Source organism: Pseudomonas sp. BN417 (assembly GCF_029871205.1).
Taxonomy (GTDB): Bacteria; Pseudomonadota; Gammaproteobacteria; order Pseudomonadales; family Pseudomonadaceae; genus Metapseudomonas.
Genome location: NZ_SSOJ01000091.1, coordinates 25,340 through 40,054, shown reverse-complemented (window position 1 = coordinate 40,054; position 14,715 = coordinate 25,340). Strand labels below are relative to the sequence as shown.

Genomic DNA, 14,715 nt, shown 5'->3' with positions numbered 1-14,715 from the left:
TAGTTATTGAATTTCAAACTGCGTCTTCAAATCCGCAACGTTCAGACGGATTGTTTGCGAGTCACGCTCCACTGAAAGAATCGGATAGCCATCCACATTGAGCAGCTTCTGCGCTCCAGCGAGGAAACCGCGGATCCTCAGTTTCGGAATGAGCAACTCAGAGCACAGCGCTGCCTCCATGACCTGCCAGCGTTGCTCCTCCATAAGCCTCAACAGCCCCTGCATTTGTTCATCACTGATCGCTGTTCGGCCTGCCCTATCGCGAACCTGGCGATAGACAGGCGAACAGAGCAGCGCTCCAATCCAGTCACTGGTGGCATTCTGCGAGACGCTTTTGCTCGCTGTATTCGCCGGAGCTCCAAAACCGAACATATCGTCGACAACCTCAGCCACAGCCTGCTTCTTGCCGGCTAATTTCTTGGCAGGTACGCCAGCAGGCATCGTGGACTGCTCAGTCGTACCCGGAGCCTCTCCCAGAACAGATTTTGTCGAGTTCCACCAGACAGGAAGTCGGCGAGGCACCTCGCGCCAACCGTCCAGCACCTGTCGCGTGGCAGCATTGATGTATACCCCAAGCGGGATCACCACTTCCTGGAGTGAACCGCCGCCGTGGTAGCCATGGCTCTTGCTTCGGGTATAACGCAAGCGTTCTGACCAGGGCAGGATCACCTGCTTAATGGCGGTCACGACACGCTCACCCGACAACAGAACTTCCAGCTCAGATGGAGCAATGCCGGGTGCCACCGGGTGATAGCGTTCGCCGTTTTCGTCGGCGGACGGCTGGTAGACAGAATCATGATCCAACACATGGCCATGATCACTGGTAATGATCACTACACGACCAGCCTCGCGAGCGGCCTCCATCACATGGCGAAACAAGGCCACGGTTTCAAACGACCAGTCGACCTTAACTTGAGAGCTACTGGACAGCTGATCATCAATGGCGTTGATCACCACCGCCAAGATTCGATGCTCTGTGCCAGCAATCACACCCCTGACGCTGCTATGCAGGCTGCCGGATCCAGACTGCGACAAATCCTGCTTATGAAAGACCTGCGGCGGAAACTTGGTGGAGGCCAGTTTTTTCAGCTGCGGATGACCGCTGAAAGCCTTCTTCTCGTCATTGGCATTGCCTTCGCAAAGGGCGCCCGATAGCAGCGAACAACGACTGACCTGAGTCACCGTGGGAAGTGCTGCTACCAGGCACGCGTCGCCCTGAGCGTCAACAGGCTGCAATTCCAACCAATGATTCCGGGTGAGGTCTGCACTCAGCTGCCGGTAGACCGCTTCGCTCATCCCATCCAGCACCAGCAGTAGTACTTGGCCCTGTTCGGCCAATGGTGCAACCAGGTCATCCAGGGTGCGCTCAACAGGAATGAGTCGAGCAGGCAAATGATCGCCACGAGCAATGCTAGCCAACTGCTGCCCAAAGGCCTGATTCTGCCGCTCCCTGTATCGCCCTACTTGCTGAGAGAGCTTCTGGTACACGGCGCTCAATGCCTCATCAGCATCACCCGCCCAAATCTCGGTCCGCGCCCAATCACAGAAGCCACCTTGCTCGATGTAGTCGCCAATCAAGCTAACGGCGGTTCCTTCAGTAGTCGGCGTCAGCTTTAGCCAGCGCAGAAGCCTTATGGCCATATTCGCCCGGGCAACCGTCTCGCTGTAACGGTCCAATCCTGCCAGGCAATGCGTCTCCATCTGCTCCAAAGCAGACTCTGCCGCCATGCAGTCCCCCCCATCGAGGGCTTGATCCAAAGCGACAGCAAAAGAGTTAAAGCGTGCATTGAGGCCGCAAGGCAAGAGCGCGGAGTGCTGAGCGGCTGCCTGCATATCCAAGCTCGCAAGGATCTGTTCCGCCTTCGATAAAAAGCGCGCATAGCTAGGGAATCCAAGGGCACCAATCCAGTGTCTCACCAGAGCAACCGCGACATCACCCAGCGGCTGCAACATGCGAAGCTCGATCTTCTTTCCGCCCAAATAGCGCTCACGAAAAATCCCGCGACTGATGTGCAGTTGGCTCAGATCCAATGCATGTAACTGCTCAATTTCCGAGGAAAACAGCACGGAACAGGCCAAGGCCACAGGGAGTAGATCGCTACCCTGATCATTCAGCAGCAGCGTCGATACCAGTTCATGGGTTTCCGGTAAGCCACGGGCCAACCAGTCACTCAGGTTATCCCGAACATCGCTGGGCAATGCCGTGAACAATGCGCTGACATCACCTTTGGTGCTCCAGCTCAGTACCGACTGCAGATCCAGCGTCGCTTCTTGGTAGTTCAGATGAGCCATAGCGATTGCGCGCCAGGCTGTCTCCTCATCGAGAACCTCACCGAAGCTGATTTTCTCCTGGTAGCGTTCGACACCATTGAGCATCGCTTCAGCCACCCAACGGCCATGCTTGCGCGTCAGACGTGGGTCGATATCCCTGACACGAATCAGTTGCTGCAGGGTCTTCCAGGGGCTTATCCGCTGAGGCTCGTTCCTCCAGATTCTGGCCAACACATCCATTGCCAGATCCGTCTCAGCAAAACCCGACAGAAGCACAAGACGTTCTGTGGAATCTTTTCGATCCTGGTGGTGCTTGACCAAGGCTTCACGCATCGCCAACTCAGAGATGCAGTAGACCGCCCTGACCTTTCGCCCCTCAACGACTTGCTCTACAGCTAACGTCGTCAACGGGTTGGGCCACACCAATGCAACGCAATCCGCCTCAGTATCACGCTGAAAAACCGCCTGCAGCTGGGTCACCACCGGCATCGGCAATGTCGCGCTCGCCTGCATGATCGACATCACCTCAGTCCTCAACCCCATCAGTGCCCACAATGCTGTAACTCACATCGAGCACGTAGCCGTCCTTCAATTTGCTCTCAATCTCGGCGAACAAACTGCGCGCTTGCTTACTGGTTAAACCACTCTGCTGAACCTGCTCCAGAACCTTTCTGCCGCCGACACCCTTACTACCGGTATCGGCAGGCGGCACATCCGGAGAGGACGGGGGTACGACGTTGCGCGTCAGCTGCGACGTGGCATCAGCCTGCGCTTGGCGAAGTGCCTGTGCCAGCGCCGTGACCAACTCATCAGCAGCCAGCGCAGTACTGACGCGCTGCTTAATCTGCAACGCTTCAGCAGCACCAGACTTCCACACTGTCTCCAACAGTTGCCAGTTATTGTCCTGAATCGCCTGGGTCACGCTGGCAGCACTAACGATACTTTTCGCCAGCGCCATCGCGTTTGTTGGAGGCTGGATATCGGCCAGTGCAGCGATCAGCTCTGCACCCTGTTTAGTCTGCAGCGCCTGCAACAGCCTAACGGCATACTCGGCGTTACGCAGACGATTGCATTGCGTCCCCTGGTTGACCCGGCTCAATGCCCCTCTGAGCTCAACAACTAGTTCCTCGCAACGCCCAAGCTGCCGCTTGACCTCATCCAGCACATCCTTTTCCAGTGCATTCTGATGGTTGGCAGTGCGCAGCTTGTTAGGCGTCAGGCCAAAGATGGCCGAAGCGTTATCCACACCCTGCTTCCAGATATTCGGCTCAGCCAGATCCTGTTTGGTCAGCAACAGGTTATCCGGCATGTCCTTCAGCGTCGGCTCATAGTCCTGCCCATGCAACGAGAAGGCATACTGGCCGTGCTCGGCAAACACCATGATCAGCAGGTTTTGCACAATGTCCGGCAATCCTTTCGGCGTCGGCTGGTCAATTGCGGCGCGCAGACGCTTAACCGTCACCGGATCCCCGGCGTATTCATCCTTGGCCAGCTCACGGGTCATTTGCTTCGGCCAGTCGTCCTTGAAGATGAAGTGCCGCTCGTGCATTTCACCAAGCTTCAGCGGCTGAGCAATCGAGCGCATGATTGAGCGGAATGGCGTGTCGATATCGATGCGACCATTGCTAGCATGCACAGCTCGACGAAGTTGCTCCATCACCTTGCCCAGGTCAGCCAGTTTCACTTCACCATCAAACTCGGGATGGTCTGGATACTGGAAGCTCAACGCCTGGTTAAGCAGGTGTTCGAAGGCTGCTCGCAGGTTACTGCCAATCGGCAGCTGCGGAGTAAATCCAGGTTCAAGTGAATAAACCTGACTTTCTAGTGGTACCGAATCGTCCAACGAGCCCGGGATCGGCTGCGCAGCACCGAATGCGCCCATCAGGTAATCACGAATACGCTGGCGCAGCTGGCTGCGCTGGTTGTCCAGCAGGATGCGTGCCTGGCCTCGTTCCTGTGAGCTCAGATGTCTACTGAAAGAGTTGTAACGATCTTCGGTCTTCAGTACATGCTCTAGCGTCACCAAAGTGCCCAGATCGCGCTGAGCCGATTGGCTGAAAAAGTACGGCAACCAGCACAGGGTCTGCGTGGCATTGCCAGTAGCTTCGTACTCCTGGATCCGTGCCCTGTCGCTCGCGGGGGAGTGGTTACCCTGGTCAAACGGAAAATCGACCAGAACCTTCCAATCGTCACCGCGAGCCTCAAAGGTGGTGAAGTCGGAAATCTCACGAATGTTCTGGAACATCACCTCAACGGTACGACGGGTGCCGCGCCATGCGAAGGGATGCTCGATAAACAGCTGGTTATCATCCTGGACGCCGAAGGCCTCAAACAGCAGATCCTTGATCAGCTTGCGACGCGCTCCGTCATTGTCATGGATCTTAGCCTGCTCAAGAATGCTTTCGGTATCCACGCCCGAAAGCTGAATCGCGATGACCGGGTTGGAGTCATCGCTGATCTTGATCTCACCGACACGCCCTGCCCATTTGCGGCACTTCTGCAATACCGTCTGCGCTTCACGCCCCGGGATCGGTGACTTGATGGTGCCGTGGTTCAACGCAGCCAGCTTGTTGGCCGTGAGCTGCTTGAAGCACTCAACCTCAGGAACCAGTGCCGACAGCAACAAGGTCTTGATCAAGCGCATGTCGTTGGTAAAGGCACGACGGCCTGGATCGATAACTGGGAGTTCAAACAACTGATCCAGCTTCAGGTTGTGCTCTTCCTCAAGCAACGGCACCAGCTTGCGCTCGAAAAGATGACGAGCATTGTCGAAATGCATGCGCATCACTTCCGAAAACGGCTCAGCCTCGGACGCGATCACGTCGTACAAATCACCGACAGGGATACAGCCACCCAGCTCCAGACTGTCGCGCTGGTCAACCAAAAGCATCAGCATGACTTTGAGCGCCGTACGCTCGCGCTGCAGCGCTGAAGACAATGCCACCAGAGCCTGCACCAGGGCCGGACTGAACGGATAAAGCGAGCGGAACATCTCGCGGTCGCCCTGGTTGGTCAGCAATATTTCCTGCACCTCGCTGCGTAACCCGGCGTCCATGGCAGCAAAGGCACTGTCGATTTCTGCCTTGGCTGCAGCATTGATCGGTTTGAGCAAGCGGCGCTCGGCAATCACCGGCAAGTTGCGGTCTTCAAGGGTAATGGTGTGGAAGCGGCCATCCCAGTACTTGAGCGAGTCACTCAGCGCTTGCTGTTCGGCACCGTTGTACTGATCACCCACGAACTCACGCAGATCCCGCTGACGGGCAATAAAGCCGGCCATGGGCAGCGCACGTTGCTCACTGGCCTCGACGAGCTTCACCACCTTCTGAATGTTGTTGGCTATAAAGCGCTGGTCTGACAGGTGACTGGCCAGCCAGAGAATCAGCTCATCGAGGAACAGGATGATCGCGTCATAGCCCAGCGCCTTAGCATGCTCAGTCATGATGCGCAGCCCTTCATCGAAGTCGACGTAACCGCCGTATTCGCTGTTGGCCATATCCGCCATGGAGCTGTAGAAGGTGCCGATCAGGTCCCCTACCAACCGTGCCTTATCGTCCGCGCCGGCTTGATCATTGAGTACCGCATCGAAACTGGCTGCATCCCAGCCAGTCGACAGATCGCCCCAACCATCATCCTCGGCCGCAGCAGCCCCCTTGTTAAGCGTGGCAAAGAAGGACTCATCGCCCATATTCCCGCGCAATTGACGCGCATCGTGGAACAACCGACCACTCATGAAGAAGCCAGGCACCGGCGCATCTGGGTGCAGGTGCTTGATATGGCGAGCATAGCCACCCAGCACACCAGCCTCGATGCTGGCAGCGCCGATCATGTGGTAGGGCACCAGCAGGATATTGGTTTGTTGCAGCCACTCATCATGCTTGGCTACGGCAGGCGCCAGCTCGTTGATCGCGCGGGCCTGGGCATTGCCCTGCAGCAGAAGGTGCAGCACCGCCATAAAGTGCGATTTACCGCTACCGAAGCTGCCGTGCAGATATGCACCCTTTTGCCGGTTCTGGTTACCCACTACTGTGCTTTTAATAAAGCTCAGGGCGTCGTCGAACGACCGCTGCAGCTGCGGCGTCACCACATACTGCTCCAAGGTCTGGCTGATAGCCGCGTCAGCCAAACCACTGGAAAGGTTAAGGACGAAATCACCCCGTTGAACCTTTTCTGGGATCTCGATCAGCTCTTTAATCAATGTCATGCATCAAACCCCAGAATCAATTCTGCTCGGCCACTCTCTTCTTGCGGCCGCCACGTTTTCCAGCCACCGCAGCCGGCTGCCAGCTAAATAGGTCAGCCCGAGTAATCTCCAGATTACGCAGTTCCTCAAGCAGGAAGCCTTCATAGTAGTCGCCCATGCGCTCGCCGAACTCCGGGTCCACCTCGTTGTGCCACTGCTTCAACCAGGGGACCAGCTCATCCAGCGCCGCAAGCATTGGCATGAGACGTTCAGCTTCCCAGCCCTCACCCTCTTTGCGCTCCAGATACCAGGCAGCAACGGCCTGAGCCCGTTGCAGGTGATTCAAACCAGCCCAGCCGACTACTAGTGTGCTATCGCCGCCCTTTTCACAGCCAGGCAGCGAGAAGAAGCGCTCTTTAGGCACATCCAGCTTGCCGCGCAACGGCCAATAACTTGACTTGCGGAAGTCAGTGGACTTGTATTGCGGAGGCAGCGGAATGTGCCCTACCTTTTCGGCCGCCTCAAGCTTCGCTTGGGCTAAAGCCAAGTCGTACTTGGCTTTCTTTTCAGGGTCCAGGGCGTCTTCCTCGGGCAACGACCGATCGACACCATATTTGGCGTCAATAGCATCTTCCAGACGTTGCTTGTCCCAGGTTTCCTGCCAGGCACGGAACTTTTCCATAGATGCTGGTTTCAAGCGAGCGGCAGCCATTTGGGGGACGTTGTCAGCGTCTACCAGCTCGGAAACCAGTACCTGCAGATCAAACAGATCAGAACCACAATAAAGCTCTGCCACACGACTGACATCCGCATCACGACGAAGACGGTCGGCGAGTTGGGCACAGGTTTGTAGCTCCGCAGCTTGGCAGGCTTGCTCAAGACGCCCTAACAGCCATTCCTTCAACGCAGCCTGCAGGCGTGACTCCCAGCTATCGCGGCTCCAACGTCGTTTATATTCTGGCTGCTCAATTAGCCCGATCCATTGGTTCTGTTCTATGGTCTGCAAACGACGTTCGACCAACGCTCGGTAATCCTCCGGCCAATGGTCCGGAACCTCGGTAATCGGCGTACTTCCGTGACGTGCAAACCAGCTTGAGTCAGCTTCTCCAGCTGCTATCTTGCGGGCGAGGTGAATCTCGAAAGCTCGCTCACCCAACTTCACCGTAGGGGTTTCACCTTGGTAACAGATTGCGTCGTCAACCAGTCCATACAACTGATAGATGTTCCAATCTAGCTCTTCCTGAAGAGCAATCATACGGCCAAAAATCTGCACATCCTGTTCATGAAAGGAGCTCAACATTTCAACGAGGTGGGCGCCTGGCGAATCAATGACAGACTCAGGGCAACAATTATTTAACTGCCCAACCAATGCATTCATTTTTTGTGAAAAATGTAGGACCAGGCCATTTAAGTCCTCTACGACTGGAAATTTCTTGAGCCCAGTACCTGCGTACTGATAGGTATCGAACGCAGGATCGCCTGTTACTCTAGCCCCGTTGGAATCAGTAGAGTCCCCTTTATTGTGAAATACCTGCTTCATCCAAAAGCAGGCAACCGAGCTATTCAGCAGCCCCAAAAAAAACATGTAATCGCTTTTTGACGCACCAGAACTCAATGTTATAACTGGCGCCGTACGATTGAAAACCTTGCCACCAAAATCAATAACGAAGTGATTATGAGTGGAAACCTCAGCGAAGGCAATTAGCAACTCAGCAGCACATTTATCCTTGGAGATGTATCCATACTCATACCAAGCCATCCCCCTCTGACACTGCGTCTTACCGAAATATACTCTACTATTCAAGACAACCTTAGCCGGCCATAATTTATTACTTATCTGACGATCAAAAACCTCATCGACATTTGAATCATAGGGAAAAATGCAATTGATATTTGAAGAAATCGACCAATCTCTAACAGCATCACCCTCAACAAGCCCTCGAAGAAAATTCGAATCAATACGATTTCGAGAGTCCTTCCTGGGCAGCGAGTAGACATCATCCTCACCAGTAATCATTCCAAAGCCAAGGCCAGAACAATGACTTCCCAAGATCGTGGCGGCCTTGCTGTCAATAAGAGCTTTTAGATCGGCAGCACCCCCTCCCCCGACGCTCCAAGGATGGTTCACAAAGGAGTCTCTGGCCTGATCCACCACACTTATATAGGCATTCTCGCTTCCTGCTTTTGGCATTAAGCTTACGATGGACGACCAAACCTCTCCTTGAGCAGCGTTCTCCGGCGTAGAGGACTCGCCGCGAATGCCTAAGACGGCACGCACAACGTCGGCCGTAGGTTTCTGATTACGGGCAAATAGAATTACAGTGGGAGTACCGTGCCCCGGAATATAGGCGCCTGACGTATCAATCACATGAGTCAGGTCCTTGCGCGGCAGATAATCCTCAATCAGCTTCTTGCCAAACTCACGCTTCATAAAGCTGTTGGCGGTAATCATCCCCATAAAGCCGGCAGGCTGATTACCTTCAGGCCATAGCGTCAGATCAAAGAAACGCTCAGTAAAAGGAGCACCAAGAGAATACTTGCGGTGACAGGTCGGATATTTATCCCGATACGCCTGATTTAGCGCTTTGTCTTTGACTGTAATATAAGGTGGATTCCCCACCACTACGTGATAACGCTGCCCAAGAATCCTGGCGAGCTTTTCAGGATCTTCAACTTCGTAAACATGTTTCTTTTCCTCATCCAGCAAACCGCCCTGGATACCCTGCCCCTGCCACTCAAAACGCCGGCCGTGCAAGAGCGAATCGCCGCACGCCAGATTGAACGTAAACTTAGGAGCATCCTTAATCTTTATGCTGCCGGCAGCCTTCATGGCAGCAATCAGCAGGCGGAATCGGCAGATGGCAATGGCGTAAGGGTTGATATCGGTGCCATGCACTACGTCCAGTGCTCGCTGTGCCAGCTCACGGGCATTACTGCCAGGCTCACGTTTCAACCATTGGTTGAACACTCGCTCGAAGGTCGTGAGCAAAAAGTGCCCCGAACCGCAAGTCGGGTCGATCAACCGCAACCCCGATAGTCCAAAGGTCTGAATCGCCGGCTCCAGGGTGTAATCGAGAATAAAGCTCTCGACGAATTCAGGTGTCTGCAGCAGTGCGAAACGCTTGCGGACGGACTCAGAAAGGTCCTGGTACAGGTCACCTAGAAAGCGGGTATCCCATTCCGGGTCGGAAAAATCATGCAGAAGTTCGCCGCTGTCTGCATCGATCTTCTGGAAGAAGTCGATCAGCCGCTTGGCACCATCGGCCGAGACCGGAATCTGCCATAAGGGGTTGTGTCGATGATCCAAGAGCTCGGCGATCACCGGATATTTTTCCAGCTCCGCAAATAGATCGAGCAGGTAATGCCGCTCCTCAAAAGTTGGGTGCTCATTGAAGTACGCCACCATGCGTTCTTTGGCCTGCTGCAAGGCATTTCGGCACTGTGCATCACGCACCGGGCCAGCCAGCACCGGCTCAGTCAGTAGTCCGTTGTCTTCCAGAAAGCGCACAAACACGCAGGTCAGCACCCAGGCCACGGCGGCCTGGGTTATTTGCGCTTCCCGCCAGGATACGAAGTGCTCGGCGGTGCGCTCAGCCTCAACAGCAGCGCGATATTCGCTTTGCAGATGCTCACTCAGCTCTGCGTTAGCCTCGCTATAAGCAAGGATGTCTCTCTCGATATGCGGCAGGAGGGCCTGGAGGCTTTTCAGTAGATCGGCACGAATAATCACAGGTAAATCCTTGTGCATGAGGTCCAACATCGCTGCGGTATTGGGCCTGGTATCAATTTCACTTAGGCAGGGGTATTAACAACCTCAAGTAGAGGCTGATCGCTTTCCAACCAGCTACTGGGAATATGGGAAAACTCTTTGCTACCAGCGCCAGTCGGAACCAACGCGTCGTCGATCATGGCCGCTGAACGCTGGGCATCCACAGCTATCAGCAGGGCTAACCCAGGGACGGCAATACCTGTGCGACCACTCACGCTCATCAGTTGTTGGCGCAGATCGCTCAGCCAGGTCGTAATCAGTTCATAGCGCGCCAGTAGACCAGGCTCTGTCAGGAGCACTGGCTGGCCGGCCTGCAGAATTTCCTCAGCCATAGCCGGCAACGCCCGCTGAACGAGGCGCTGCAGGTTCTGCCAATCGCGGGAGTTGCGCTCGCAGGCATCTGCCTTGAGCACGACCTGCCAGTCCGGTGCTTTGGGCATGCTGGCGCACACGGCCTGCACATGGCGCAGCAGCAGCTCATCAAAGCTGATGCGCTTAAAGGGGTAGTCGCGGCAGAGCTTTTCCTGCGCTTGCCACCACTGACGCGGCCTCACGGTCAGGGCCAGGAAGTGGGAAGCGTCCACCACCTTCTCCAGCATCAAGCCAAGCTCTTTAACCGACTTGAGTGTGGTGGTGTCGTCTTCACCCTGGTGAGTTTGGCTGTAGTGAGTAGAGCCGGCTGATGCGAAGCTGGTGATGCCTGCGCTCGGCAGGCAGTAGCCTCCCTTGGTGCCATTGGCAAACTCAAAGCTGCCATTCCACTGGAAGCCGATATCCAGCGAGTGCACCAGCTCATCGAGCTCAGGCCGGCCTGGCAGCTCCTGCGCCGCCGGATAGCGCCCTGCCACGCGGGTCTGAATATCCTTAACCGTAAGCGCCTTGCTGCCCAGCAGCGCACCTTGAGCCAACTCCAGCGCCAGCCTGGCCGACATACTGCGCGGGTAGAACTCCACGCGGCTGGACAAGGCAGCACTTTCAGACGCCGCTGCAGCCAAGCGCATAAGCCGATGGTTGCTCAGCCCAGCGAAGGACTCTGGAGCGGGCACCGCCCGGATTTTTTCTAGCGTACGAACAGGGGCCAGCAATGGCTGCTGACGAGCACACTCATCGGCCAAGCTACCAAGATCACAGGCGTAGTCGGCAAGCTCTTCGCCTCGCCCCTGCCGATTGTCAGCAATCAGGAAGCGGTTACCAAAGCGCCGCAACAGCCAGCGAGGCTCCTGCTTACTCAGCTCCGTTTCCACAGCAGCGCGCACAACGGCATATGCCCAACGCTCGCGCAGCGGACTGTCTTGCACTGAACCACGGCGCAGCAGGATCGCATCGGCAACTTCAACTGCCGTCATCACCCCGCCATTATCCTCCAGCAGGTCGACGATTTCCTCTCGCAAATCGGTAATGGCTTTGGTCTTGCCCCACTGGATCAGGACCTTGTCGATCAGCTCCCGCACCACCAGCGTCTCGATACCAAGGTGGCCGCTGATGGCTGCCGGTGTCGGCCAATGAACGTTATGCATGCCTTTGGGGGCGTCCTCGTCCAATCGACCCAAGTATTCGTTAAGGAAGCTCAGACGGGTCTGATCAGTCGACTTCGGCGTGACCTGATGGAACAGGCGGTCGACACTGACGACGCTGGTGTCGCCGCTATCCAACTGCTGAATTTGCTGGCCTTCGAGGAGGCGCGCCTGAAGCTGACCAATCACATCGGACAGCTCATTACGGGTCTTCACCCCAACCCCCGTCCAGACTCGAACGCGAGAGCGGTTCAGTTTGATCAGGTCGGCAACGCTGTTGATATTGCGTCGGCTGAGGGTATCCAGTGCTTGCGGGGTCAGTGCCAGCAAGCCGATCTGCGTATCCAGCTGGGCTTCACTGATGGGGCAAGTCAGCTCCAGCGGCTGATGCGTTGTATGCAACGACTCACTACGCGCGGCGTGGAAGGTCTTACGCCACTCACGCAGCATCTCGCCGGCACTGGCAAAGCGCTTGCGCACATCACGCACCAAGGCACGCCTGAAGAATTCAGCCATGCGATCGCGAATGCTCGGGTCGAATACCGTACGGTCGACTTCCAGCTCACCTTCCAACTGATGCGGCAGCCCCTCGGACGAAGCCCATCCGGGCAAAGCCCCTGCGGCCATCTCGTAAAGCGTCAGCGCAACGGAGAATCGCTCGGCATGATCGTCCCAACGACGACGACCAAGATCCCTGATAAACGGATCCATATAGGCCAAGGTGCCAGCGCTGATATTGTCGGCACCGACACTGGATAGAGAGAAATCAAAGAGCATCAGGTGAAGGACGCTGCCTTGCATCACCAAGCCAATGTTCTCCGGCTTGATATCGCGATGCACCAACGCCTGGTCTTCTAGGTGCACGACGGCACTGAGCAAGTCATCACCGAAGCGCTCAAGCAGCTCCAGCTGCACAGCACCAACATGGCGGAGACGCTGGGCCAGGGTGCCCTCGGTCGCGTAGTCGAGTAACAACGCGGTATGCCCGACGATATCCAGGGTCTTGTAATAAGGAACAATGGCCTGGTGACGCAACCTGACCAGAACCTCGCCCTCCTTCATAAGGCGGGTGTTGTGGTCAGGCGTAGAAGCGATTTTCAGAACGCGAGACTGCCCCTGGTAATCGACCAAGAAGACGACTGAACATGCCCCCTTGCCGAGTGGCTGAATAACCTGAAAGCCCCCTGGCAGGAGATCACCTTTACGTGCCTCTGTCGGGTTGGTGCGTAGCGTGTTCGGCTGGCTGACTTCATCCTCAAAGTCATCCAAACGCTTGATGAACTCACTGACCGACTCCAGCCGACTCCCTACATCAGGATGAGTGGCGTACTGCACCAGGTACTGCATAGCCTCGCTTGCACCGTTGATTTCATCGGTAACCTGCAGGCCACTGCCGCGGCGCAGCTTGTCTAGTAACTCAATGTCGGTTTGTGCGGGCTTCTTACCTGTAAACAGGTGGTAGGCGATCGCACCCAGCGAGAAAACGTCCAGATGTACACCGTCTGCAGCCCCAGTGTGCGCCTCCAGCGCTACATATGGCCCGGCCTCTTCATGCACGAGGTTACTCAAGCGGGTTAGCGCGCTGATGTTGCGCGATTCGCTCTCGAATATGCGCTCTGCAGTAGCCCAGTTGCTGATTTTGACACTGTACTTCTCTTCACCAAGCGGCTTGACCCAAATGCACTGAGGGCTCAGGCCCCGGTGATAAAGCTTTTGCCCATGCGCGTACTGCACAGCTTCTGCAATGAGACGAAGTAGGTAGGCAGCCTGCACCGTATCCAGACGCCGATCCTTGCCCAGATGCATCAAAAGGTGATCGAGACGAAATGCTTTGGGATCGTGCTCGTAGACCAACGCAGGGCCGCTATCATGCTGCTGAAATTCGTGCGCACGTAAAATCCCTGGATGCTCGATCCCCTCGAGCAATCGAAACTCAAGCTTGGCTGCTTTCTCGAGCCGCGAAACCTCTTCCTGCTGCTTACCCTGCGTCAGGTAAATACGCACCTTGCGCTGCATACCAAGATCTGGATGCAGAGCTAGCCAATCCTGATAGGTGTCGGACTCGTCTAGAAGGCTCTGAAGCTCATAGCTGCCCACGCGGCGCATGCGTACGGACTCTTTAATGCCCGCCTCTTCAACTGCGCGCGAGATGACTTTGGCCGCGTATGCAGTGATCTGCCGATGCTTCCAGCTCTCATCGATAAGCGTGATTTCGCGGAGCAGCTCTTGCCGATTCACCACGCCCTGGCGAGCATTACCTTCCAGCTTGATAACCAGGTCCTCGGCTGAGAGAAACACCAAGGCATCGATAAAAGGTACTGCTTCCTTGCTGCGATGAAATGAAGGCTGCGTCTTCAGCAAAGAAGCCAGCTTCTGCGCCTTGCGACGCGCAAGGAGACGGGGGTTATCGAAAATCTTCTGCCCACCCTTAGGCAGGGGCTTTTCCCAAACCCAGTTTGCAGCATCACCACTGATAGTTCCAGGATGAGATTTTATCTCAATGAGGTACATCCCCTTGGGCGTGAGCACCATGAGGTCGACTTCATTGATGGAGCCATCTTGGGCAATAAACTCGAAATTTGCCCAGGCACGGTAGGGATCATGATCAGGGAGCAAGTGCTTGGCGAACTCCAGCGCTTCCCTCTCCCAGATGTAATCGGATTGGGTAATCTGCTTCCAGAGCTTGTCCATCAATGACCATCCTTGCTTATTAGCTGGCACCAGCCGAGATCAAGCATTTTCAAACCCAAGAGCCTCATGATACTACGCGCCTGAACCAGCAAGATGGCAAACCGCCACCAAAGACAGAGCTCGAGTGGGCCATGCCTGATAGGCAACACTCGCAGGATCAGCCATTACATGCTCAACCCAACCTGGTGAAGTCTCACCTATCAGCCTATAGCGCCAGGTGTAGCGACCCCTTCGCCGTGCAGGCGTAAGCCCTAGATTAGCGAAACCAGTGAGCCAATTTAGAGTTCATC

Annotated in this window: 4 protein-coding genes; all 4 read right to left on the bottom strand. The window is 55.7% G+C overall.

Annotated features, from left to right (window positions below):
- Positions 1-3: 3 nt before the first annotated feature.
- On the bottom strand, positions 4-2,793 hold the full coding sequence (gene pglZ / locus E8F11_RS11050; protein ID WP_280288878.1) for a BREX-2 system phosphatase PglZ: 2,790 nt from the start codon (positions 2,791-2,793) through the stop codon (positions 4-6).
- A gap of 4 nt (positions 2,794-2,797) precedes the next feature.
- On the bottom strand, positions 2,798-6,472 hold the full coding sequence (locus tag E8F11_RS11045; protein WP_280288877.1) for a phage resistance protein: 3,675 nt from the start codon (positions 6,470-6,472) through the stop codon (positions 2,798-2,800).
- Positions 6,473-6,488: 16 nt separating this feature from the next.
- Positions 6,489-10,181, bottom strand: a complete 3,693-nt coding sequence (gene pglX / locus E8F11_RS11040) for a BREX-2 system adenine-specific DNA-methyltransferase PglX (protein ID WP_280288876.1) — start codon at positions 10,179-10,181, stop codon at positions 6,489-6,491.
- Positions 10,182-10,243: 62 nt separating this feature from the next.
- Complete coding sequence (gene pglW, locus E8F11_RS11035; protein ID WP_280288875.1) at positions 10,244-14,425, bottom strand: BREX system serine/threonine kinase PglW; 4,182 nt, start codon at positions 14,423-14,425, stop codon at positions 10,244-10,246.
- Between the last annotated feature and the right edge of the window lie 290 nt (positions 14,426-14,715).

What these genes read in the sequence shown, in the direction of transcription:
- pglW (WP_280288875.1), bottom strand. Translation starts at nt 14,425, where the DNA reads ATGGACAAGCTCTGGAAGCAGATTACCCAATCCGATTACATCTGGGAG.
- E8F11_RS11045 (WP_280288877.1), bottom strand. Translation starts at nt 6,472, where the DNA reads ATGACATTGATTAAAGAGCTGATCGAGATCCCAGAAAAGGTTCAACGG.
- pglZ (WP_280288878.1), bottom strand. Translation starts at nt 2,793, where the DNA reads ATGTCGATCATGCAGGCGAGCGCGACATTGCCGATGCCGGTGGTGACC.